Raw genomic sequence first — 23,036 nt, 5'->3', positions numbered from 1 at the left:
CCTAAGGGATCGCGCCTGGACAAAAGAAAATAGCGCGATGATGGGTTCATCGCTCTATTGAGATTTCGTTCGCTCGGCGTCGCAGTGCCTGATCCATCCGGATCAGGCGGCAGCGCCGTGCATGTAGTTCGGCAGCCAGTGCTCGAAGGCGCGGGACAGGCTTTCGATCGTCACAGGCGGCTCTCCGGCGACCGCAATCGCCTCCCCGCCGGTGGTGCCGATGCGCGCGCAGGGCACGCCGGCGCCCTTCATCTTGGCCAGCACGAGGCCCGCCTCGGCCGCGGGCACGGTGACGATGTAGCGGGCCTGATCCTCGCCGAACCAGTAGGCATGCGGCACGATCGAGGACGGCGCCGCCAGCAGCTGCGCGCCGATGCCGCTTGCGATCGCCATCTCGGCGAGCGCGATCAAGAGCCCGCCGTCAGAGACGTCATGCACCGCGGTCGCGGTGCCCGCGCGGATCATGCCGCGCACGACGTCGCCGTTGCGCTTCTCGGTGGCGAGATCGACCGGCGGCGGAGCGCCCTCCTCGCGGCCGCAGACATCACGCAGGTAGACCGACTGGCCAAGCCAGCCATGAGTGTCGCCGACCAGCAGGATCGCCTCGCCGGCCGCCTTGAACGCCAGCGTCGCTGACTTGGTGAAGTCGTCGAGCAGGCCGACGCCGCCGATCGAGGGCGTCGGCAGGATGCCGCGGCCGTTGGTCTCGTTGTAGAGCGAGACGTTGCCGGACACGACCGGGAAATCCAGCGCGCGGCAGGCTTCTGAAATGCCCTTCAGGCAGCCGACGAACTGGCCCATGATCTCGGGCCGCTCCGGATTGCCGAAGTTGAGATTGTCGGTGATCGCGAGCGGCCGGCCGCCGACCGCGGTGATGTTGCGCCAGGCTTCGGCGACCGCCTGCTTGCCGCCCTCGAACGGATCGGCCTCGCAATAGCGCGGCGTGACGTCGACGGTGAGCGCAAGCCCCTTCGGCCCGTCCTCGATGCGGACCACGGCGGCATCGCCGCCGGGACGCTGCATGGTATTGCCGAGAATGACGTGGTCGTACTGCTCCCAGACCCAGCGCTTCGAGCACAGTTCGGGCGTGCCGATCAGCCTGGTCAGCGCCTCCGCGATGCCGAGCGGCGGCTTGACGTCCTGGCCTCGGATCACCGGCAGCGCATTCGAGGCGACATGCGGACGGTCATAGACCGGCGCCTCGTCGCCGAGCTCCTTGATCGGCAGGTCCGCCATCACGTCGCCGCCATGCTTGACGACGAAGCGCTTGGTCGGCGTGGTGTAGCCGACGATGGCGAAATCGAGCCCCCATTTGCGGAAGATCGCCTCGGCCTCTTTCTCCTTCTCGGGCTTGAGCACCATGAGCATGCGCTCCTGGCTCTCCGAGAGCATCATCTCGTAGGCGCTCATGCCGGTCTCGCGGGTCGGCACCGCGCTGAGGTCGAGCTCGACGCCGAGGTCGCCCTTGGCACCCATCTCGACCGCCGAGCAGGTCAGACCGGCCGCACCCATGTCCTGGATCGCGATCACGCAACCCTTTTCCATGATCTCGAGGCAAGCTTCCAAAAGCAGCTTCTCGGCGAAGGGATCGCCGACCTGCACGGTCGGACGCTTCTCCTCGGAGGCGTCGTCGAATTCGGCCGAGGCCATCGAGGCGCCGTGGATGCCGTCGCGGCCGGTCTTGGAGCCGAGATAGACGATCGGCATGTTCACGCCGGAAGCCGCCGCGTAGAAGATCTTGTCGGCATCGGCGAGGCCGACCGCCATCGCGTTGACCAGGATGTTGCCGTCATAACGGGTGTGGAAGCGCACTTGGCCGCCGACCGTCGGCACGCCGAACGAATTGCCGTAGCCGCCGACGCCCGCGACCACGCCGGACACCAGATGCCGGGTCTTGGGGTGCTCGGGCGCGCCGAAGCTCAGCGCGTTCAAGCAGGCGATCGGGCGCGCGCCCATGGTGAAGACGTCGCGCAGGATGCCGCCGACGCCGGTGGTCGCACCCTGGTAGGGCTCGATGTAGCTCGGGTGGTTGTGGCTCTCCATCTTGAAGACCACGGCCTGGCCGTCCCCGATATCGATCACGCCGGCATTCTCGCCGGGACCCTGGATCACCCAGGGCGCCTTGGTGGGCAGCCCGCGCAGATGGATCCGGGACGACTTGTACGAGCAATGCTCGTTCCACATCGCCGAGAAGATGCCGAGCTCGGTGAAGGTCGGAACCCGCCCGATCAGCTTCAGGATGCGCTCGTACTCGTCCGGCTTCAGCCCGTGGGCGGCGACGAGTTCGGGGGTGATTTGAGGCTCGTTCTTGGGGTCGTTCTTGGGCGCGGTCATGGGACCCTTAATAGGTAGATCGAACGGGGGCGAAAAGGCCTTTTACGGCCCATTTCCGGCCTGTCCAGAGCTTTGCGGCGGTTGGGCGCGGCCCGGGATTTGCAGCCCGGATTTGCACCTGGGATTTGCACAATGGGGATGGATCGGATTTAAGGTCCCGAACCCGATAATTGAAGGCCAGATTTCGTGAACGAACTCGCCAAGACCGCACTCAATACGGCGTTCAACCGCCGCCCCGACCTGCACGTCGAAACCGAGGGCGAATTCGCCGGCTGGCGGACCTGGACCCGGGACAATTTCGAGACCCATACCGGCCCCTTCTACCATCGCATGGACGAGAACGGCCGCATCGCCTGCGCGTTCCGGGTCGGCCCGAAGCACCTCAACGGCTCCGGCAACGTCCATGGCGGCTGCCTGATGACCTTCGCGGATTACTGCCTGTTCGCGCTGTCGGCCCCGGTGCTCCAGGGCCCCGGCGTCACGGTCTCGTTCGCCTCCGAATTCCTCGACGCGGCCCGCGAGGGTGACCTGATCGAATGCACCGGCGAGGTCACCCGCGCCGGCGGCTCGCTGATCTTCGTGCGCGGCATGCTGACATCGGCCGAGCGGCCGCTGTTCAGCTTCTCCGGCACCATCAAGCGGACCAAGCGCAAGGCGCCGGCGGAGAAGACAGCGTAATCGGAATGAACACGCCCCACGAGACTGTGGAGGCAGGCCGTCATGCAGCCGTTACATCACCACGTTGAATCGAAGACACCGCACTAGGACCGATCGACATTCAGGATTCCCAAGCGGTTTGATCGCTGATTCATAGAGTTCCGTGATTCGAGACACGGAGCAGATGGTGGCGGCGAAACGATATGAGCTGACGGAGGCGCAATGGGCGAGGGTTGCGCCACTGCTGCCGGGGAAAGCTGGCGACCCGGGACGGACGGCTGCGGACAATCGACTGTTCGTCAACGGATGTTTGTGGGTCTTGCGATCGGGCGCACACTGGAGCGACCTGCCGGAACGGTACGGCAAGTGGAAAACGGTGCATCAGCGCTTCAGCCGCTGGTGCCATGCCGGCGTCTGGGAGCGCGTGTTCGCTGCTCTGACCGCCGATCGCGACAACCGGTATCTGATGATCGACAGCACCATCGTTCGCGCCCACCAGCAGGCGACGAGCGGAAAAGGGGGGCCAAAGATCAGGCGCTGGGGCGTTCCCGAGGCGGACTGACCACCAAGATCCACATGCTGGCTGATGCGCTCGGCCGTCCGCTCCGCTTCATCGTCACGGCTGGGCAAGTTAATGACATCACCCAGGCGCCCGCACTGCTCCACGGCCAGAGCGGCGATGCCGTGCTCGCCGACAAGGCCTATGACAGCAACGCCTTGCGTGCGATCATCGCGGAAATCGGCGCAACGGCGGTGATCCCGTCAAACCGCACCCGCAGGATCATCATTCCGCACGACGCCGACGCCTACAAACAGCGCAACCGCATCGAGCGCTGCTTTTGCCAGCTCAAACACTTCCGACGCTTGGCAACCCGTTATGACAGGCGATCTGGCAACTTTACTGGCTTCATCCATCTCGCAGCCGCAATGATCTGGATGCAATGAATGTCGATCGGCCCTAGCGTGTTGTGTTCGCGCGCGTTCTTCGCGTGAAGCAATGCAGACACCAGTTGTGACACGACGACGCACTGTCGTTGCGTCGTCGCGCGCGCGTCACATGCGCGTCAGCCAAGCCCCCGAAGATTGCTGAACGGTTTCCGTTTGTGCATTCGCGCAGTGAAGTTGGGGCATTCTCATGAAATTGAAGACGTTTGTTTCCGTGACGTCCGCGATGTCGCTTGTCGCATCGCTGGCGTGCGTTGCAACTCCGGCGCGTGCCGGCCAGGACGGCGACAATGGCGATCGCGGCATCGGCGAGTCCCGCGGTCACGATCAGGACCAGGATCAAGACCATGACGGCGGTCATCATGGCCGCAAGCCGCGCGCGGTGATGATCTCGCTCGACGGCGCCAAACCCGATTTCATCCAGAAATTCATCGAGGAAGGCGTGCTGCCGCGCGATGGCGGCCTCGCCCGGCTCAGCCGGCGCGGCGCAGTGGCGCTGCAGAACGTGACGGCGTCACCGTCGCTCACCGCTGTCTCGCATATCGCGATCGCGACCGGTTCGACGGCGGTGCATAACGACATCCCCTCCAACACGTTCCAGCCGATCGTCGGCCCGATCTCCAGCAGCATCAGCGGCTTCGCAGCGCCGATCGGCGGCTACAACGAGAGCCCGCTCGGGCCGTCGACGAACCCGACGGCGCAGCCCCTGTGGGTGCAGCTGCGCCAGCAGGGCAAGAAGGTCGTCACCGCGACGTGGCCCGGCGGCGACGGCGCCGACATCTCCATCAACAAGACCGTGGTGCAGCCGGCCCAGCCCACCCGCGTGACCGACTTCACAGTGCCGTTCGGCGCGTTCGGCGGCATCGGAGCCCAGGGCTTCTCGCTGTCGCGCAGCGACTTCACGGCCGATCCGGGCATCGTCGCGGCGCTGCAGGCCGCCGGCCATTTCTCGTTCAGCCCGGTGCTGGTGACTTCGGCGCCGATCGAGACGTTCTCGTGTTCCACCGCGGCGACCGCAACCTGCACCAACGCCGCGACGCTCGACGTCAAATATTCGATTCGCGTCGCCGCGATCGACACCACCAATGACCGCAAGGTGAACTACGACACGCTGGTGTTCTTCGACGAAAACCGCGGCATCACCGCGGGACCGTTCCACGCGCCGTCGACCGGGCCGGCCTATGTCAAGTTCGGCGGCGAGAATGCGCCGTTCTTCTTCGAAGGCAGCGGCGCCAAGGTCGGTGCCGCCTATTTCGTCTCGGCGCTGTCACCCGATCTTTCAGTCGTGCGCTTCGCCCGCTACGGCGCCAACTTCATCCCGCGCAACACGCCTGTCCTCGCCGATGTCGACGACATCAACGACAATATCGGGTTCTGGCGTCCGCAGGCCGACTTCCGCATTCCGGAGCGCCTGAGCCCGGGGTTCACCAATTTCCCCGACGTCGAGATCGAGACGATGTACGAGGACATGGTGAAGACCTTCGTGCGCTACCAGGCCAATATCGGCGAGCGCGCGATCAAGACCCATCCGGATGCCGATCTCGTCATGGTGTATATCGAGCAGCCCGACGGCTCCGAGCATCAGTTCCTGCTGACCGATCCGCGCCAGGGCACCAGCCCGACCGATCCGAATTCGATCGGCGCCAACCAGGATCCGGCCAAGGTCAAGCGCTACGCGTCGTACATCCGCTTCGCCTACCAGACCGCCGACAAGGCGGTGAAGCAGATCGCCGATGCGGCGGGCCGTGACAGCAACGTCGTCGTGGTGTCGGATCACGGCTTCGCGCCGTTCCACACCTCGGTCAATCTCGCCAACATCCTGCGCAATGCCGGCATCGACACCAGCAAGGTCGGGATCCGCACCTCGGGTCCTGCCGCCGACATCTACGTCAACCTGCAGAACCGCGAGCTCGGCGGCACCGTCGATCTTGCGACTTACCGCAACTTGGTGGCGCAGATCACCGATGCGGTAAAGAACGCGGTCGATCCCAACGCGCGCTTCAACTACTCGCTCAGGGATCAGCGTATCTTCACCGTCGTCGAGACCCGGCCGCTGCAATGCGACGCCGGTACCGGACAGTGCACCAGCAAGACCGTCGGCCAGGACTATGGCGACGTGTTCGCGCTGATGGCGCCCGGCTACAATTTCGACGGCATCCAGAACCCCGGCGTCGCGCGCCAGGGTGACGCGCCGTTCAATTCGGCCACCACCGCGCTGTCGATGCCGAACTTCTACGGCGCCCACGGTCACGATCCCGAGCTTCCGGTGATGAGCGCGACGTTCATCGCCGCGGGGCCGCAGATCCGCAAGGACACCGTGGTGCGGCACATGCGCAATATCGACGTGGCGCCGACCATCATGCGGATCCTCGGCACCACACCGCACCAGGTCGATGGCGAGGTGCTGAGCGAGGTCCTGCGCTAGCATCCTTCGGCAAATTCCAGGCGGTGGACGCCAAACCGGCGTCCACCGCCTCGCAATCACGGCCTGGAATCCTCACGCGCGCGGCGTGCCGAACCGCTCGATCACCTCGGCGAGCGCAACGTGACCGGCGCAGGCGCCTGACCCCGCGGGGCTGCTCTCACCGCTCTCCAGCGCCGTCGCGTAGATCACGGCCGGATCGGCCTCGAGGCGCGTGCGAAGTGCGGACAGTTTCGGCCAGCGATTGCGGTCGGCGACGGCGTGGAAGTCGAGCCAGCGCGCGACTCCGATCAGCAGCCCATCCGCCAATGTCGGGTGGTCGCCGAGCAGGAACGGCGCATCGCCGATCAGCTCCTCGAGCCTGTCGTGCCGCTGCACGACATTGCCCTGCCCCCACTGCCGCAGCACAGACTGCATTGCGGGATTCGGCGTCTGCATTTCCAGCGCGGCCCATAGCGGACTGAACGCCGCGGTGAAGCCGGTGTTCACGAAGGCCATCAGCTGACGCATCCGGTCGGCCTGCGGCGACAACGGCTCGAAGCTGATGCGGCGCTCGGTATCGCGTTCCGCCAGCCAGCTTGCGATCGCCATGTTCTCGGTGAGCAATCTGCCCTGGTCGGTGACGAAGGCCGGCGTCTCATGCCGCGGATTGATCCGGGCATAGGAGGGATCGCGCATTTCGCCGAGCATGTCGACGCGGCAAAGGCGGTAGGGCTTGCGCAGCCATTCGAGGGCTGCGACGAGCCCCATGGAGCTTCCGAGCGGGAAGCCATAGATGAGGATAGGTTCCATGATGTGGTCTCCGGTATGTCAGACGATCACGCTGCGCAGCGGAGCCGGACCCTATTCGCCACATCCGTGAAGTAAATTACGCACCTTTTTGTAACCACGAGCCGCCATGAAATCTCTCGTCTCCCGCTGCCCGATCGAGGAAGTGATGCAGATCCTGAGCGGTCGCTGGCCGACCCTGCTGATCTACTATCTGAAGCAGGGCACCAAACGCTTCAGCGACCTGCGCCGCGACAACCCGACCATCTCGCACAAGATGCTGACGCTTGAGCTGCGCAAGCTGGAGGACGCCGGCATCGTCGAGCGCACCGAATTCGACGGCTACCCGCTGCGCGTCGAATACCAGCTCACGCCAGCCGGCCACCGGCTGGTGCCGCTGATCGATGCGCTCGGCGACTGGTGGGAAACGACGTCGGATGCCGGAGCACAGTCCGGCTCCGCGGATGCCGAGCCGGCCCTTCCAAATACCGTCTCGCGGGATTGAACGGCACGAAGGGTCGTTAAACTTGCGCTGGCCTCGGGTCAGCTCCCGAAGTATCAGTTTTGCTGCGCGCCAATGCGCGGGGAGCCAGTCGAAGTGCCGAAGAGCACAGCCAGAGCATGACCCGGAACGTGCTCAAACAAGGAGCGAAAGCGAGTGGCGTAACGGCTCCCGGGATCACGGCGTCGGTGCCGGGCGCGCGCGGCTGGCGCGACTATGCGCTGCTGCTGGCGCTGGCCTGCTGCTGGAGCTCGACCTATCCGCTGACCAAGATCGGGCTCGGCTCGATCCCGCCGGTCACCTTCATCTCCGCGCGCTCGCTGGTCGCCGCCCTATTCCTGCTCGTGGTGCTGTGGATCCGCGGCATCCGCATCCCGACCGACATCAAGGCCTGGAAACTGTTCGCCTTCCAGCAGACCATCAACTCCACGATCCCGTTCCTGGTGATCACCTGGGCGCAGCTCTATGTACCGGCTTCCAACACCGTGGTGCTGGCCTCGACGACGCCGATCTTCGCCTTCCTGATCACCTGGGCGATCACGCGGCACGAGCCGGCCTCGCTGCTCAAGCTGGTCGGCGCGATCCTCGGCCTCGCCGGCACGGTTGCGATCATCGGCCTCGACGCGCTGTCGGGCTTCGGCAAGGAGATTGTCGCCGAGATCGCGATCCTGCTCGCCACCGTCTCGTTCGCCTGCGCCACGATCTTCGGGCTTCGTCTCTCCGACTATGACCCCATGGTGGTGGCCGCCGGCTCGCTGCTGTTCGGCGGCACCGTGCTGCTGCCGGTCGCCCTGATCGCCGACCACCCCTGGACGCTGCATCCGACGCCGCAGGCGCTGGTCGCCACCGTCGTGATGGGCATCTTCTCCAGCGCGTTCGGCCTGATGCTGTTCTACATGTGCCTGACGCGGCTCGGCACGCTCACGACGAATGCGCAGGGCTATCTTCGGATTCCGATCGGCGTCGCGCTGTCGGTGATCCTGCTCGGGGAATCCGTGCCGTCGAACCTCGTGCTCGGCCTCGTGCTTGTCATGGCCGGCGTCGCCGCGATGACGGTGCCGGCCGAAGCCGTCAAGCGCTGGCTGCGCCGGTCGCGACGATAGGCGTTCCGGCTACTTCTTGTCGTCCGCCAGCAGCGCGCGGTACTTCGCGACGTCGCGCGTCACGAGCTGCTGCAGCGCCGCGGGCGCGAGCTCGTCGGCATCGGGGGCAACGGTCGACAGATCGACGAAGCGCTTCTTCACCGCCTCGCTCGCGACCGCGCTGCGCGCCGCGGCGTTGAGCTTGGCGATGATCTCGGGCGGGGTGCCCTTCGGCGCGAACAGGCCGTTCCAGCCTTGCGCCTCGAACTCGGCCAGCCCGGCCTCGGCCGAGGTCGGCAAGTCCGGCAGCGAGGCGAGCCGCACGGTCGAGCCGACCACGACCGCCTTTACGAGCTTGTCGTCGATCGCCTGCGACACCGAGGCTGCGGCATCGCAGACGCCGTCGATCTGGCTGCCGATCGCATCCGTCAGCGCGAGCGCCGCGCCGCGATAGCCGACCAGCTGCACGTCGATCCCGGCGGCATGCACGAAGCTCTTGCAGATCAGGTAATTCGAGGAGCCGACGCCGGCATGGCCGAGATTGACCTTGCCCGGATTCTTCTTCGCGTAGTTGATGAATTCCTTGAGGTCCTTGGCCGGAAAATCCTTGCGTAGCGCGACGATGCCGAAGGTCTTTGCGACCACGGCGATCGGCGCGAAGGAGTCGGGCGTAAACGCCAGCTTCGGATAGATCGTGTAGGTCGCGGCATTGGTGCCGGCATTGCCGATCGCGATGGTATAGCCGTCCGGCTCGGCGCGTGCCGCGCGGGTTAGCGCGGTCGAGCCGCCGGCGCCGCCGACATTCTCGATGATGATGCTCTGGCCAAGCGCCGCGCTCATCTGGTCGGCGACCGCGCGGGCGATGACGTCCGAGGTGCCACCCGCCGTGAACGGTACGATCATCGTGATCGGACGCTTCGGGAAGTCCAGCTTTGAGGTGTCCTGGGCGTGCGCGGCAGTCGCAAGCAGCACGAATGCAGCTGCTGCTGCGGCAAGGCACCTTTCAAACATGATGGTTAGGCCGCCTTTTCGAACTGCTGGACCAGCCCTGCGAACAGGCCGCGACCGTCGGTGCAGCCCATGATCTCTTCGACGTGGTTCTCCGGATGCGGCATCATACCGAGCACGTTGCCGCGCTCGTTGACGATGCCGGCGATCGAATGCGCGGCGCCGTTGAAGTTCGAGGTCTCGTCGACCACACCATCGGCAGAGCAATAGCGGTAGAGCACCCGCCCGTCGCCCTCGAGCCGCTTCAGCGTCTCCTCGTCCGCCTCGTAATTGCCCTCGCCATGCGCCACCGGAACGCGGATCACCTGGCCAGCATTGTAGCCGCGGGTGAACGGGGTGTCGGAGCGCTCGACCTTCATGTGCACGTCGCGGCAGACGAATTTCAGCCCGGCATTGCGCATCAAGACGCCCGGCAACAGCCCGGACTCGCAGAGGATCTGGAAGCCGTTGCAGACGCCGAGCACGAGGCCGCCCTTGGCTGCGAAGTCGCGCACCGCGTCCATCACGGGCGCACGGGCCGCGATCGCGCCGCAGCGCAGATAGTCGCCGTAGGAGAAGCCACCGGGCACCACCACGAGGTCGGTGCCCTTGGGCAGCGCGGTCTCGGCGTGCCAGACCATCGCGGTCTCATTGCCGGATGCGAGCTTGAGCGCGCGCGCCATGTCGCGCTCGCGATTGATGCCGGGGAAGACGAGGACCGCTGATTTCATTCCATCACCTGGTTTTGGGCGCCAGCACGAGCTTCGCTGCGGCGGCAAACTTGGCATAATTGTCGTTGCTGGCTTTTTCGTCACGCGCCGAACTGATCAGGCTGGCGGAGCCTTGTCCGCCAATCAGCAAGCCGCTGACTTGATACTCGCTTGCACCATCGGCGGTCACGGTCAGGCGCCGTGCCTTGAACATGCGCGGCATCGCCGTGCCCTTGTCGCCGTCGACGCCGAGCAGCGTGATGCGCTGTCCGGGCGTCCGCTGCTCCAGCGCCTTGATGATCTGCTCCTGCCCCGCACGGAACTGGTCGAGCGTCATCTGCTTTCCGCCGGTGTAATACCGATAGCTCACCTTGGAGCCCGCGCCGCAGGACGCTTGCGCGCAGCGGAACGTATGCATATCGGAGCCGCGGCGCTCGTAGCTCCATCCGCTGATCGAGAACGGCGGCGCCTGCGTCGTCGCAGCCGGCGCTGCCGGCGCCGGTTGGGCCGAAGCCCCGCCGATTCCGGCTGCCGTCAGCAAGCCGGCCAACAGCGCACGGATAAAGATTCGGTCACTGCGAAAACAGGCGGGAGCGGCTGTCATCATTTGGCGCGCCCGGTCAGCCCAGAACCTCGACCCGGTAGTTCTCGATGACGGTGTTCGCCAGCAGCTTGTCGGCCGCGGCCTTCAGCGCCGCCTCCGCCTTGGCCTTGTCGGTCGCGGCGAGCTCGATGTCGAACACCTTGCCCTGGCGAACGCTGGCGACGCCATCGACGCCGAGCGATTTCAGCGCGCCCTCGATCGCCTTGCCCTGCGGATCGAGGATGCCCGACTTCAATGTCACAGTCACACGTGCCTTCACGATTGCCTCTTAGCTCTTCACCAGCACAGGCCCGCTTCCGGCCGGCCGTTCATTTTCGATCAGGATGCCGAGGCGCTTGGCGACTTCGGTGTAGGCCTCGAGCAGGCCGCCGAGATCGCGGCGGAATCGGTCCTTGTCCAGCTTCTCGTTCGACTTGATGTCCCACAGCCGGCAGGAGTCCGGCGAGATCTCGTCGGCGACGATGATCCGCATCATCTCGTTCTCGAACAGCCGCCCGCACTCCATCTTGAAGTCGACGAGGCGGATGCCGATGCCGAGGAAGAGGCCGGTCAGGAAGTCGTTGACGCGGATCGCGAGCGCCATGATGTCGTCGATCTCCTGCGGCGTGGCCCAGCCGAACGCGGTGATGTGCTCTTCCGACACCATGGGGTCGTTGAGCTGGTCGTTCTTGTAGTAGAACTCGATGATCGAGCGCGGCAGCTGGGTGCCCTCCTCGATCCCGAGCCGCTGCGACAGCGAACCGGCGGCGACGTTCCGCACCACCACCTCGAGCGGCACGATCTCGACCTCGCGAATCAGCTGCTCGCGCATGTTGAGGCGGCGGATGAAGTGGGTCGGCACCCCGATGTCGTTGAGGTGCTGAAACAGGTACTCCGAGATTCGGTTGTTGAGGACGCCCTTGCCCTCGATCACCTGGTGTTTCTTGGCGTTGAACGCGGTCGCGTCGTCCTTGAAGTGCTGGATCAGGGTTCCCGGCTCGGGGCCTTCGTAAAGCACCTTGGCCTTGCCTTCATAAATACGGCGTCGACGGCTCATTGGGATGTACCGTGTTTTGTTGAAATCCATGGATTTGGGTGCTCCGGATGACTTGGGGTTACGACCCACGACGGAGCTGCCGCGGAGGCCTGGAACCTGGGCAATCCAACTGGAAACAGAACAAGAACCATGCCTGTTGGCAACCTATCCGATTGGCCCATCCAGCACAATCGATAGTGCCCCCTTCAGGGCACTTATACCGCCCTATCAAAAAGGCCCGATTCCGCCTGTTTTGCCTGCGGCTTAACGGCTCGTTGTCTTGCCGATTCCTCCAACTTATCTAGGCAGGCACCGGGGCTGCCGCAACGAGCATCGGCCCGCCAATCAGCAGGGAATTGGAACTTCGGCATGAACGAATTCGACAAGCGCGAGGAAGGTTTCGAGAAGAAGTTCGCCCTCGACGAGGAGCAGAAGTTCAAGGCCGAAGCGCGCCGGAACAAGCTGCTCGGCCTGTGGGCCGCCGAGAAGCTCGGCATCACCGGCGACGCCGCCAACGCCTATGCCAAGGAGGTGGTCGCCGCCGATTTCGAGGAAGCCGGCGACAATGACGTGCTGCACAAGGTCCTGAGGGACCTCACCGCCAAGGGCCAGGCCACCACCGAGCGCGATGTTCGCGCCAAGATGGACGAGCTGCTGGCGGTGGCGGCAGCGCAGGTGAAGGCAGGAACCTGAGTTCAGGCGCCACCTCGGCTCCAATTCGACTTTCTAAACGCGCCGGACACCGTTCCGGCGCGACGCGTTTGTGCCCCTCGCCCTGGTGAAATCGGCCCTGATGATATCGAGCAGGCGGCGCGAGGCGGCGCTGAGAAAGCCGCCATGCCGCGTCACCGCGACGACATCATGACTTGCGGTGAGATTGCCGACGCGGATCGTCGCGATCGACCCGGTGCGCAGCTCTTCCGCTGCGTTGCTCTGCGACAGCAGTGCGATCCCGAGCCCGGCTTCGACCAGCCGCTTCTGCGCCGTGAGGCTGTCGACCGGCGTCCAGGCGACCTCGCCGAGCCCCTGGGTCAGGAACAGGGCGAACACATGCGAGGCGGTGATCTCGCGCCGCCCCGGTACTTCGGGAAATGCGATCCAGCGCTCGTCCCTGAGCTCAGCGAGCCTGCCAACCCGGCGTCCCGCCAACGGATGGTCCGGCGCGCAGACCACGCCGAGCGGCTCGGCGAACAGCACCTCGCAATCGAGGTCGCCTGAGCGGTCGCGATCGTAGCGCAGCCCGATCGTCGCCTCGCCGCGCCGGATCAGATCGCTGACCTCGGCACTGGTCGCGGTGCGCAGCGTCAGCGCGACATCCGGATGCCGGCGGGCAAAACGCTTCAGCACTTTCGAGAGACGCTCGCCCGCAAGTGTGCCGGTCACCGCCAGCGCCACCGGACCGGAATTGTCGCACAGCAGCGCGCGCACCGCGTTCTCGGCATCCTGCGCCGCCGCGACCGCCCGTTCGGCATAGGGCACCATCACCCGCCCCGCATCGCTCAATCTCGTCTTGCCTGCAATGCGCTCGAACAACGGCACGCCGAGCCCCTGCTCGAGCAGCGCGATGCGCCGCGAGATCGCAGGCTGCGAGCGATGCAGCGCTTTCGCGGCATTCGAGATTCCGCCGCGGCGGTGCACCACCAGAAACGTGTTGAGCGCGTCGCTGTCCATCCCTGACCTCATGCAAAAAACTGATCATATCGAGAGAAATAACAAATTTGTCTGATGGCTGAAACCGCCCTATCGCTGCTGCCAGTCGCTTTTTCCAACCAGCAGGAGTTCACATGCGCACCCAGGCAGACAAGGCAGCACGGTTTCGCGACCTGCATCAGCGCCCCGGCGCCTTCATCATCCCGAATCCGTGGGATGCCGGCACGGCGAAGCTGCTCGCCGCGATGGGCTTCGAGGCGCTCGCGACCACGAGCCTCGGGCTCGCCAACACGCTCGGCAGCGCAACCGTCAGCCTCGATGCCATCATCGAGAACTGCCGGGTGATCACTGATGCCACCGACCTGCCCGTCAACGCCGATCTGGAAAATTGCGGCGCCGACGATCCGAAGACCGCGGCAAGGGCGATCACCCGCGCGGCGGAAGCCGGCGTGGTCGGCGGCTCGATCGAGGATTCGACCGGCAATCCGCAGCGTCCGATCTACGACTTCTCGCTCGCGGTCGAGCGGGTTCAGGCCGCCGTCGAGGCGGCACGCGCGCTGCCGTTCCCGTTCACGTTGACCGCGCGTGCCGAGAACTTCCTGCACGGCCGCAAGGATCTCGACGACACGATCAGGCGGCTGCAGGCATTCGAGGCGGCCGGCGCCGACGTGCTGTATTCGCCTGGCCTTTACGACATCGGCACCATCAAGACCGTGGTGTCGGCCGTGAAGCGGCCGTTCAACCTCGTGACGGGTTTTGCCGATCCGACCCTGACCGTCGAGCAGATCGCGGCCGCCGGCGTCAAGCGCATCAGCGTCGGCGGCGCGATGCAGCGCCACGCGCTGGCCGCATTCCTGCGTGCTGCCCGCGAGATGAAGGATCAGGGTGCGTTCAGCTTCGTGCGCGACATGGCGCCGGTGAAGGAGGTGCGCGACATGTTCGCTGCCAGCCGCCGATAATCTAGCGGCAAGCCGTCATTGCGAGCAGGTTTGCGCTAAGGCGACGAAGCATCCATCGTTCGCATATGCGGTACGATAGGCGGCTTCGCCGCGAGCTCTAGAAGCGAACAATGAGTGGTGAGTAGCGAATAGAGGGCACTATTCGCTACTCACCAATCCGCTCGCTCAGCCTTCCTTGAAGCCATATTCCGGCACGTTGCCGCTGGCGCCGTAATATTTGTACGGCAGGAACTTGCCGCTCATGGTGATCTTGACCCGGTCGCCCTTCGGGTTGGCGACACGCTCCATCGCCATGTCGAAGTCGATCGCCGACATGATGCCGTCGCCGAATTCCTCCTCGATCAGCGCCTTCCACGCCGGGCCGTTCACCATCACCATCTCGTAGAAGCGGTAGATCAGCGGATCGGTCGGCGGCATCGGCGTGCCGGTGCCGCGCATCGGCACCTCGTTGAGCATCGCGGTCTCGGCCTTCGACAGCCCGAACAGCTCGCCGGCATTGGCCGCCTGCGGTTTTGTCAGCTTCATCTGGCCGAGGATGGCGCCGACGATCAGCACTTCGGAATAGCCGCCGATCTTCTCGCAGATGTGCTTCCAGCTCCAGCCTTTCTCGCGCTTGATGTCGAGCAGCTTCTCGGTGAGGTCTTCGCGTTTCATGGGGTTCCTCCTCAGGCTTCAGCGCGCAATGCTCTGCGCAGGATTGGGTTCGACGACACGCGGCGGCGAGACGATGGTGGGCTCGCCGACGCCGGGCCGCACCGTCGGCACGTGGCGCGGATCGTGGCCGGTCACCTCGGCAGCAAAGCTCTTGCTGCGGCTGACCAGGAAATCGACGATATGGTTGCGCAGCGCATAGTAGTAGGGATGGCGGTGCAGGTCGATGCGGCCGCGCTCCTTCGGCAGCGGGTTCTCGACGATCTCGGCAAGCACGGCACCGGGGCCGTTTGTCATCAGGAAGATCTTGTCGGCGAGGAAGATCGCTTCATCCACGTCGTGGGTGATCATGAAGGTGGTCTGCCCGGTCTCCAGGCAGATGCGCCGCACCTCGTCCTGCAAGGTGCCGCGGGTCAGCGCGTCCAGCGCCGAGAACGGCTCGTCCATCAGCATGATCTTCGGCGTTATCGACAGCGCACGCGCAATGCCGACGCGCTGCTTCATGCCGCCGGACAGTTCGGACGGATGCTTGTGTTCCGAGCCGGTCAGCCCGACAAGATCGATGAACTTCTGCGCATGCGCCTTCACCCGCGCGCGATCCCATTTGCGCCATTTCGAGCTGACGGCATAGGCGACGTTGCCGAGCACCGTGCGCCACGGCAGCAGCGCATGGCTCTGGAAGATCACGGCGCGGTCGAGGCTGGTGCCTTCGATCCCCTGCCCGTCGACGATGACAGTCCCTTCGCTCGGCTCGTCGAGCCCGGCGAGGATGTTCAGCACCGTGGTCTTGCCGCAGCCGGAATGGCCGATCACGCAGCCGAACTCGCCGCGCGCCATCGACAGCCAGAAGTTCTCGAACACCGTGGTGGTGCCGCCGCCCGCGCCGGGATAACGGCGGGCGATGCCCTCGATGGAGATGAACCTGTCAGTCATCGCTACTCCGGAAACGTCACCATGCGCGTGAACCGCGCCAGCACCTGGTCGAGCAGCATGCCGACGAGGCCGATCAAGAGGATCGCGATGATCACGTTGGTGATCGACAGATTATTCCACTCGTTCCAGACGAAGTAACCGATGCCGGTGCCGCCGACCAGCATCTCGGCGGCGACGATCACGAGCCAGGCGATCCCGATCGAGATCCGCATGCCCGTCAGGATCGTCGGCGCCGCCGCCGGCAGGATCACGGTGAAGGCGCGCCTGACGGTGCCGACCTCGAGCGTGCGCGCGACGTTGATCCACTCCTTGCGCACGCTGGCGACGCCGAACGCGGTGTTGAGCAGCATCGGCCACACCGAGCAGATGAAGATGACGAAGATCGCCGAGATCGAGGAATCCTTGATGGTGTAGAGCGCAAGCGGCATCCAGGCCAACGGCGAGATCGGCTTCAAGACCTGGATGAACGGATCGAGCGCCTTGCTGATCAAGGGCGACATCCCGATCATGAAGCCGAGCGGGATCGCGACGATGACCGCGATGAGATAGCCGAGCCCGACGCGCCCGATCGAATAGGCGAGCTGGATGCCGAGCCCCTTGTCGTTCGGCCCGTTGTCATAGAACGGCCGCTTCAGATGCTCCCACAGTTTTGCGCCGACATCGATCGGCCCGGGCATCGCCGACTTGCCCTGGGTCGCAGTCAGTCCCATCAGTTTTGCGTATTCGGGGCTCATGGCCGCCGTTGGGCCGCTGCTGCGGGTGGCAAGGTGCCAGGCGCCGAGGAAGGCCGCGAGCAGAGCAAGCGAGACGATCGCGGCGCGAAGGCGGAGGGACAGCGTCATCGCGCCCACTCTTTCAACCCGTCGTCCCGGCGAGAGCCGGGACCCATACGCCGTGCCGTCGCGATAAGGCACGCGGGGAGACGCCGTGCCGAATCACTGGCTGTTGGGGTTATGGGTCCCGGCCTTCGCCGGGACGACGCCATGGAAAAAGCGTCTCGCCTCACGACGACTTCCTGATCTTGAAGCTCGCCAGATAATCGTCGGGCTTGGCCGGATCGAAGGTTTTGCCCATCACCGAGAACGATTTGTACGAGGTGGCCGGCGGTTTGAGGCCCATCTCAGCCATCACCCTGGTCGTGTCGGTCGCGAGATAGACCTGTTCGGCGACCGCCTTGTAGTCGACGTCGCCCTTGATCTGGCCCCACCGCTTCATCTGCGTCAACATCCACACCGCGAAGGACTGCCAGGGGAACGGATCGAAGTCGACGCGCTTCGGATCGGTCTTCACGCCGCCGAGGCCGTCGGCATAGGTGCCGGTCAGCACTTGTTCGAGCACCGTCACCGGCGCGTTGATGTAGTTGGCCGGCGCGATCGCCTCGGCGATCTGCTTGCGATTCTCGGCCTTCGCCGCATAACCGGTCGCGTCCACGATCGCGCGGGTCAGCGCCGCGAAGGAATTCGGCGCCGTCGTGATGAATTCGCGGCTGGCCGCAAAGCTGCAGCAGGGATGGCCGTCCCAGATCTCCTTGGACAGGATGTGCAGGAAGCCGACGCCGTCATAGATCGCGCGCTGGCAGATATTGTCTGGTGCGAGGAAGCCGTCGATGTTGTCGGCGCGCAGATTGGCGACCATTTCCGGCGGCGGCACCGAGCGGAGCTGCACGTCGGTATCCGGATCGAGCCCGTGTTCGGCGAGATAATAGCGCAGCAGATAATTGTGCATCGAGTAGTCGAACGGAATGGCGAACTTCATGCCCTTCCAGTCTTTCGGATCGCGCTTGTCCTTGTGCTTCATCGCAAGCGTGATGCCCTGCCCGTTGATGTTCTCGATCGCAGGGACCGTGAACGGAATCGCGTTGGCGCCAAGGCCGAGCGAGATCGCGATCGGCATCGGCGCCAGCATGTGGGCGGCGGCGTATTCCTTGTTGATGGTCTTGTCGCGAATGACGGCCCAGCCGGCGGTCTTCACCACCTCGACGTTGAGGCCCTGCTTGGCATAGAAGCCGAGCGGCGCCGCCATGATGATCGGAGTGGCGCAGGTGATCGGGATGAAGCCGACCTTCAAATCCTTCTTCTCCGGCGGTCCGGCGTCGGCGAACGCCTCCGTCGCCATCTTCAGCGGGAAGAACTCCGACAGCGCGGCGAGCGCTGTCGCGGCGCCGACCGATTTCAGGAAGGCGCGCCGCGCGACATCCTGCGGAAACACCGCCCGCATCACCGCCGACGCGACGATGCCCTCGTAACGCTTCTCTTCGCTGACGCCGGCCACCGGTTCGCAGCGCAGCGCACGTGCGGCCTGATCGTGCTCGGCCGTCGAGCCATGCTGGCCGCAGGCGCAACCCGACCGCGTCAGCGCGCGATCGGCGTCGAAGGGATCGTCAAAGGTGGACATGCTGCGCCCCATTGTCGCACCGAACCACAGAGAGCTGCGCGATCCGGTTCATTGATCGGCGTCCGGCCGCGTTTTGCGCCGCCGGACGCCGACAAACATGCAGGTTCTATGCCGCCTTGCCTGTAACGACGGCGGCGGTGGGCAAGCCCTCGTCGATCGGCAGCGCCGGGTCGCGCGACCACTCGTTCCAGGAGCCGAAGTACATCCGCACGTCCTTCACGCCGGCGTTCTTCAGCGCCAGGAAGGTGTTCGAGGCCCGCGCCCCCTTGAAGCAATAGAGGTAGACCGGCGTGGTCTGCGAGATGCCGACGGTGGCGCACTCCGCCAGGATCTCGTCCTTCGACTTGAAGCGCGGACCTTCGGCGGTCGGCTTCATCATGCGGTACCATTCGAGCCACACGGCGCCGGGAATGCGGCCCTTGCGCGGGCAGAAATCCTTGCCGTAGGGCGAGGAGCTTTCGCCGATCCATTCGTCGACGTCGCGAACGTCGAGGATCGCGACGCCGGGCTTGCCGACCGCGGCCAGCATCGCCTTGGCGTCGATCATGATGTCGCCGGCCTCGGGCACGATCGCAAAGGAGGCCTTCGGCGGCACCGCAACGTCGGTGGTGACCGGCAGATCGGCCGCCTTCCAGGCATCGAAGCCGCCATGCAGCACCTTCACCTTGGGGTAGCCCAGCATCGTCAGCAGGTAGTAGCCGCGGCAGGACTGGCCGAAGCCGGAATTCATCGACTGCTCGTAGATCACGGCGGTCTCCTTGCCGGAGAGACCGGCGGCGCCGAACGCGTCGGCAAACTTGGTCTTCAGCTCATGGATGCCTTCCGGTGTCGAGGTCGCAAGGAACGTGAAGACGTCATGCACATTGACGGCACCGGGCAAATGGCCGGCCGCATAGGCATCCGGATTGCGCGTGTCGATGATGACACACGGCTCTTTCTTGACGAGCTCGGCAAGTTCGCCGGAGGTGATCAGAACGTCCGTCATGGCTCTCTCCTGTTTCATGGTTGCAGTTGTGGTGGTCCCGAACCCGTCTGAGCATGATCTTTTTCGGAAAACCGGTTTCCACTTTCCCGGATCATGCTTCAGCCGTCCGCCAGCATCTTGCGCAGCTGCTTGGTGGCCGGCGTGACGATGGCGACGAAATAGGCCTCGCGTAGCCTGCGCTGGGCGCGATGGCTCATCAGGTAGCCGCGCGCGCCGCAATGGAGCATCGCGCCATGCGCGACCGCGACGCTGGCGTCGCCGATGCGCAGGCGCAGCGCGACGACGCGGCGCCAGTAGCTGTCGTCGGCATTGTAGGGATCGCTTGCCAGCGTCATCGCCTCCTTCTCGAGCTCGGCATAGAGCTCGCGGAATTGCAGCGGCTGCTGCGGCAGATAGCGGTTGACGTGACCGAGCGGGGCATGGACCTCGTCCATGATGTTGATGCAGTCCTTCATCAGTCCGAGGCCCATGCCGGCCTGCAGCAGGATGAAGCCCGCACGAATTTTCTTCACGAACGGCGCGGCCGGCTCGGCCAGGATCAGTTCGTCAGGCACGAACACGTCGCGGAACTGGACGCCGTAGGTGCCGGTGCCGTCCATCGCCAGGAACGGCTTGCACGGCGTCAGCGTGATGGCGGGGTCGGCGCAGTCGGCGAGGAACATGACCGTGCCGCCCGGCTCGCCCTTGGTGCCCTCGTCCTCGCGCTCGAAGATCGTGCCGAAGTAGTGGTCGGAGCCGAGATTCGACACCCAGGGCAGCGCGCCGCGCACGATATAGCCGCCATCGACCCTGCGGCCCTTCAGCTTCAGCCGCTCGATGCCGAAGAAGCTCTTCATCGGGTTGGAGAGCCCGGTGCCGCCGAGCGCGCGCCCGCTGGAGAAGCAATTGCCGAAGCGCGCCGCGAGCTTCATGTTGGTGGAGTTGGCGACGTACCAGACCAGCGTGTTCTGGCACCAGGCCATGAAGGCGGTGGCGCCGCAAACCTCGCCGAGCGCGGCCATCGACTGGATCGCCCAGCGCAGGTCGGCGGGCCCCTCCTGCGGCACGTGGCTGCTCCACGCGCCGACCTTGCCGAGCCGGCGCAGGAATTCGCCGGGATAGACCGAGCCGGCATCGATCGCGGATGCGAGCGGTGCCAGCTCCTGGCGGGCGAGGCGCGCGACCTCGTCCGTGATGGTCGGTGCGGGATCTTGAGCTGCGACCCGCGATAAAGCCAGTGAACCCATGGATGATCTCCGCACCTTGAATTGCCGATAGGCGCCTTACGCGCTGACCTCGAGATTGACGGGGCGGGTGAAGGTGTTGGCGACCGGCGACCACTTCTTCACATGCGCCACCAGCGCGTCGATCTCGCCCTGCGAGACGCCCTCGCATTCCATGTCGACCTTGACGCGCACGTCAGTGAAGCCGACCGGCTTCTCGCTGACGTCGCCGGTGCCCCACACCGCGGTGATGTTGAGATCGCCCTCGAGCTCGAGCTCGAGCTTGTTGACGATCCAGCCGCGATGCACGGCATTGGCGTGCAGGCCGACGGCGAGGCAGGAGCCGAGCGCGGCGAGCGAGGCCTCGGAGGGATTGGGTGCGGTGTCGTCGCCGAGCAGGCCCGGCGGCTCGTCGACGATGTAGGGCGCGAGGTTGCGGATGTAGTTGGCGTGACGGAACTTGCCCTCGGCCACCGTCTTGCACTTCAAGGTCTTGATCACCTTCGGGTTGGCCTTGCCGTTGGCAATCAGCTGCTCGAGCCCGCCTTTGTCGATCGGCGCGAGGCAGCCGGTCAGAGCGGTTTTTTGAGCGACAGCGGTCATCAGTTTTCTCCCTGGGAGCGATGGATTGGTCAGGATACCGAACGGTCTGTTTCCTGCACGAAGCGTGCCAGTCCCGCTGCAAATCAAAAGGCGAAATCCCGCAGGCGGTTAGCTTCGCCTGCCTACGGATTGATCAAGGCGCGGCTGCTCAAACGCGGTGCATCTGCCGCGCCGCCGCGATTATTTTCAGCGCAGGACGGCGCACATGCCCGCCCCCGTGAAGATGCGGCTTGATGATTTCGCCGCGCTCCGATTTACTGCCGCGCATGGCCAAATCGCTTGCGAAGAAAAAACCTGCCGCGGCGTTCGCCGCCGGCGACGATGAATCGGCGCGCGGGCGCCTGCTCAATGCGGCGACGCATCTGTTCTGCAAGAACGGCATCAACGCCACCGGCATCGATGCGATCATCGACGAGGCCGGAACCGCCAAGACCACGCTCTACAAATTGTTCGGCTCGAAGACCAACCTCGTGCATGCGGTGCTTGAGAGCGAAGGCAAGCAGTGGCGCGAATGGTTCATCGGCGCGATCGAGGCCGGCGGCGGCGATCCGCAGACCAAGCTGTCGCGGATCTTCCCTGCCCTGAAGAGCTGGTTCGCCGAGGAACGCTTCTACGGCTGTCCCTTCATCAACGCGGTCGCCGAGCACGACAAGGACGCCAAACAGTTCCGCAACATCGCGCTGAAGCACAAGAAGGTGGTGCTGGCGCATATCGAGAAACTCGCCGGCGAGATGGGCGCGGCCGAGCCGGCCGTGCTCGCGCACCAGCTCGCGCTGCTGATCGACGGCGCCATCGTCGCCGCGATGGTGTCGTGTGACCCCACGGTCGCCGACACCGCGGGCCTTGCCGCAAGCAATCTGTTCGCGCCGGCCAGGGTCAAGAAGGCGAAGCGCGCGGGCCGCGAGGCGGAGCAACAGCTTCTCGCCATGTAATGCCGAGGACGCCGCAACCGGCGGCGCCCCCTGCTCTCGCCACATGTTCTCGGCTGAAGGCGCAGTGTCCGCGCTATTTCAGCGCGTCCGCCACCTTCGCAAGGCCGGCATTGGCGCAGACCTCATCCTTCTCGCCGCCGGGCGCGCCGGAGACACCGACACCGCCGAGCACCTCGTTGCCCGCCTTGATCGGCACGCCGCCGCCGACGCCGACGACATTGGGGATCTGCTTCAGGAAGGCGTTGGCCGGATCTTCCATCTGCTTCATCGTGGCGAGCGAGGTCTGGCTGCGGGTGCGCGCCGTGTAGGCCTTCATCCGCGCGAACTCCATGGTGTGCGGACCGGTGCCGTCGCCGCGCACCGAGGCCGCGACATTGCCGCCCTTGTCGACGATCACGACCGACACCTTGTAGCCATCCCTGGTGCACTGATCGAGCGCCGCCTGCATGATCGCGAGCGACATCGCCATCGAGACGTTCTTCTCGACCAGCGGGGCCTGCGCCAGCGCGGGCGCGGCGGCGAGGATGGTTGCGGATGCGATGAAAGCCAGACTGACACGATGCATGAGGAATCCTCCCTGAAGACTGTTGTTGTGCGACCTTCTTGAACCCTTGCCGGCGCCGATTAATCCCGCCGCCGCGCGAAAATTACCTCCCGGCCGGAGGGATCGTCGCGACCAACGCCCGCAGCGCGGCGTCCGG

The 23,036-nt window shown here is 65.1% G+C and carries 24 protein-coding genes; 8 read left to right on the top strand and 16 right to left on the bottom strand.

Going from position 1 to position 23,036, the window contains the following annotated elements; translation table 11 throughout:
• Positions 1-102 precede the first annotated feature (102 nt).
• The gene (gene purL, locus XH92_RS18495; protein WP_194460479.1) at positions 103-2,334 is read right to left on the bottom strand and encodes a phosphoribosylformylglycinamidine synthase subunit PurL; all 2,232 of its coding nucleotides are present in this window, start codon (positions 2,332-2,334) and stop codon (positions 103-105) included.
• Between the two features lie 186 nt (positions 2,335-2,520).
• On the opposite strand from purL, the gene XH92_RS18490 reads away from it, so the two are divergent.
• From XH92_RS18490 to XH92_RS18480, 3 genes are all read left to right on the top strand, one after another.
• Positions 2,521-3,012, top strand: coding sequence for a PaaI family thioesterase (locus XH92_RS18490; RefSeq protein ID WP_194460478.1), 492 nt, complete (start codon positions 2,521-2,523; stop codon positions 3,010-3,012).
• Between the two features lie 163 nt (positions 3,013-3,175).
• A protein-coding gene (locus XH92_RS18485; protein ID WP_210345589.1) for an IS5 family transposase occupies positions 3,176-3,936 on the top strand; the annotation gives its coding sequence in 2 pieces (ribosomal slippage) (positions 3,176-3,521 and positions 3,521-3,936; 762 coding nt in all).
• A gap of 190 nt (positions 3,937-4,126) precedes the next feature.
• The gene (locus XH92_RS18480) at positions 4,127-6,361 is read left to right on the top strand and encodes an alkaline phosphatase family protein (protein WP_194460477.1); all 2,235 of its coding nucleotides are present in this window, start codon (positions 4,127-4,129) and stop codon (positions 6,359-6,361) included.
• A gap of 72 nt (positions 6,362-6,433) precedes the next feature.
• Here XH92_RS18480 and XH92_RS18475 read toward each other — a convergent pair whose 3' ends face one another.
• Positions 6,434-7,150: a glutathione S-transferase family protein gene (locus XH92_RS18475; protein WP_194460476.1), complete on the bottom strand. Its 717-nt coding sequence runs from the start codon at positions 7,148-7,150 to the stop codon at positions 6,434-6,436.
• A 106-nt stretch (positions 7,151-7,256) separates the two neighbouring features.
• Here XH92_RS18475 and XH92_RS18470 point away from each other — a divergent pair, with 106 nt between their 5' ends.
• Both XH92_RS18470 and XH92_RS18465 read left to right on the top strand, forming a co-directional pair.
• Complete coding sequence (locus tag XH92_RS18470; RefSeq protein WP_194460475.1) at positions 7,257-7,631, top strand: helix-turn-helix domain-containing protein; 375 nt, start codon at positions 7,257-7,259, stop codon at positions 7,629-7,631.
• 116 nt (positions 7,632-7,747) lie between these two features.
• The gene (locus XH92_RS18465; protein WP_246788482.1) at positions 7,748-8,731 is read left to right on the top strand and encodes a DMT family transporter; all 984 of its coding nucleotides are present in this window, start codon (positions 7,748-7,750) and stop codon (positions 8,729-8,731) included.
• A gap of 9 nt (positions 8,732-8,740) precedes the next feature.
• Here XH92_RS18465 and XH92_RS18460 read toward each other — a convergent pair whose 3' ends face one another.
• The 5 genes from XH92_RS18460 to purC are packed head-to-tail and all read right to left on the bottom strand — an operon-like array spanning position 8,741 to position 12,047.
• Positions 8,741-9,721: a tripartite tricarboxylate transporter substrate-binding protein gene (locus XH92_RS18460; RefSeq protein WP_194460474.1), complete on the bottom strand. Its 981-nt coding sequence runs from the start codon at positions 9,719-9,721 to the stop codon at positions 8,741-8,743.
• Positions 9,722-9,726: 5 nt separating this feature from the next.
• Entirely contained in the window at positions 9,727-10,428 is a 702-nt protein-coding gene (gene purQ, locus XH92_RS18455) for a phosphoribosylformylglycinamidine synthase subunit PurQ (RefSeq protein WP_194460473.1), read from the bottom strand.
• Positions 10,429-10,432: 4 nt separating this feature from the next.
• Positions 10,433-11,014 carry a hypothetical protein gene (locus XH92_RS18450; protein ID WP_246788481.1) on the bottom strand — a complete coding sequence of 194 codons (582 nt, stop codon included), beginning with the start codon at positions 11,012-11,014 and terminating at the stop codon, positions 10,433-10,435.
• Positions 11,015-11,027: 13 nt separating this feature from the next.
• Positions 11,028-11,270 carry a phosphoribosylformylglycinamidine synthase subunit PurS gene (gene purS, locus XH92_RS18445; RefSeq protein WP_194460472.1) on the bottom strand — a complete coding sequence of 81 codons (243 nt, stop codon included), beginning with the start codon at positions 11,268-11,270 and terminating at the stop codon, positions 11,028-11,030.
• A 9-nt stretch (positions 11,271-11,279) separates the two neighbouring features.
• On the bottom strand, positions 11,280-12,047 hold the full coding sequence (purC, locus tag XH92_RS18440; RefSeq protein ID WP_016843454.1) for a phosphoribosylaminoimidazolesuccinocarboxamide synthase: 768 nt from the start codon (positions 12,045-12,047) through the stop codon (positions 11,280-11,282).
• A 348-nt stretch (positions 12,048-12,395) separates the two neighbouring features.
• Between purC and XH92_RS18435 the strand changes: the two genes are divergently transcribed.
• Entirely contained in the window at positions 12,396-12,719 is a 324-nt protein-coding gene (locus XH92_RS18435) for a DUF1476 domain-containing protein (protein WP_194460471.1), read from the top strand.
• A gap of 33 nt (positions 12,720-12,752) precedes the next feature.
• On the opposite strand, the gene XH92_RS18430 is transcribed toward XH92_RS18435, so the two are convergent.
• Positions 12,753-13,697 carry a LysR family transcriptional regulator gene (locus XH92_RS18430; RefSeq protein WP_194460470.1) on the bottom strand — a complete coding sequence of 315 codons (945 nt, stop codon included), beginning with the start codon at positions 13,695-13,697 and terminating at the stop codon, positions 12,753-12,755.
• Positions 13,698-13,810: 113 nt separating this feature from the next.
• Between XH92_RS18430 and XH92_RS18425 the strand changes: the two genes are divergently transcribed.
• On the top strand, positions 13,811-14,635 hold the full coding sequence (locus XH92_RS18425) for an oxaloacetate decarboxylase (RefSeq protein WP_194460469.1): 825 nt from the start codon (positions 13,811-13,813) through the stop codon (positions 14,633-14,635).
• A 165-nt stretch (positions 14,636-14,800) separates the two neighbouring features.
• Here XH92_RS18425 and cynS read toward each other — a convergent pair whose 3' ends face one another.
• From cynS to XH92_RS18390, 7 genes are all read right to left on the bottom strand, one after another.
• Positions 14,801-15,289, bottom strand: coding sequence for a cyanase (cynS, locus tag XH92_RS18420; RefSeq protein WP_050629156.1), 489 nt, complete (start codon positions 15,287-15,289; stop codon positions 14,801-14,803).
• An 18-nt stretch (positions 15,290-15,307) separates the two neighbouring features.
• Entirely contained in the window at positions 15,308-16,219 is a 912-nt protein-coding gene (locus XH92_RS18415) for an ABC transporter ATP-binding protein (RefSeq protein WP_194460468.1), read from the bottom strand.
• A 2-nt stretch (positions 16,220-16,221) separates the two neighbouring features.
• On the bottom strand, positions 16,222-17,061 hold the full coding sequence (gene ntrB, locus XH92_RS18410; RefSeq protein ID WP_194460467.1) for a nitrate ABC transporter permease: 840 nt from the start codon (positions 17,059-17,061) through the stop codon (positions 16,222-16,224).
• Positions 17,062-17,221: 160 nt separating this feature from the next.
• Positions 17,222-18,613, bottom strand: coding sequence for a CmpA/NrtA family ABC transporter substrate-binding protein (locus XH92_RS18405; RefSeq protein ID WP_194460466.1), 1,392 nt, complete (start codon positions 18,611-18,613; stop codon positions 17,222-17,224).
• A gap of 106 nt (positions 18,614-18,719) precedes the next feature.
• Positions 18,720-19,598 (bottom strand): sulfurtransferase, encoded by an 879-nt coding sequence (locus XH92_RS18400; protein ID WP_194460465.1) that lies wholly within the window; start codon positions 19,596-19,598, stop codon positions 18,720-18,722.
• Between the two features lie 98 nt (positions 19,599-19,696).
• Entirely contained in the window at positions 19,697-20,824 is a 1,128-nt protein-coding gene (locus tag XH92_RS18395; RefSeq protein WP_194460464.1) for an acyl-CoA dehydrogenase family protein, read from the bottom strand.
• A gap of 36 nt (positions 20,825-20,860) precedes the next feature.
• A complete protein-coding gene (locus XH92_RS18390) occupies positions 20,861-21,403 on the bottom strand; it encodes an OsmC family protein (RefSeq protein WP_163160222.1) in 543 nt (180 codons plus the stop codon).
• Positions 21,404-21,669: 266 nt separating this feature from the next.
• Here XH92_RS18390 and XH92_RS18385 point away from each other — a divergent pair, with 266 nt between their 5' ends.
• Positions 21,670-22,335 carry a TetR/AcrR family transcriptional regulator gene (locus tag XH92_RS18385; protein ID WP_194461316.1) on the top strand — a complete coding sequence of 222 codons (666 nt, stop codon included), beginning with the start codon at positions 21,670-21,672 and terminating at the stop codon, positions 22,333-22,335.
• 73 nt (positions 22,336-22,408) lie between these two features.
• Here the strand turns inward: XH92_RS18385 and XH92_RS18380 are convergent, their stop codons facing one another.
• The gene (locus tag XH92_RS18380; RefSeq protein ID WP_194460463.1) at positions 22,409-22,900 is read right to left on the bottom strand and encodes a heme-binding protein; all 492 of its coding nucleotides are present in this window, start codon (positions 22,898-22,900) and stop codon (positions 22,409-22,411) included.
• Between the last annotated feature and the right edge of the window lie 136 nt (positions 22,901-23,036).

The sequence above is a fragment of the Bradyrhizobium sp. CCBAU 53421 genome (assembly GCF_015291625.1).
Taxonomy (GTDB): Bacteria; Pseudomonadota; Alphaproteobacteria; order Rhizobiales; family Xanthobacteraceae; genus Bradyrhizobium.
Note: the sequence above shows the minus strand (reverse complement) of the source record. Positions and strands in the feature narration are given on the sequence as shown.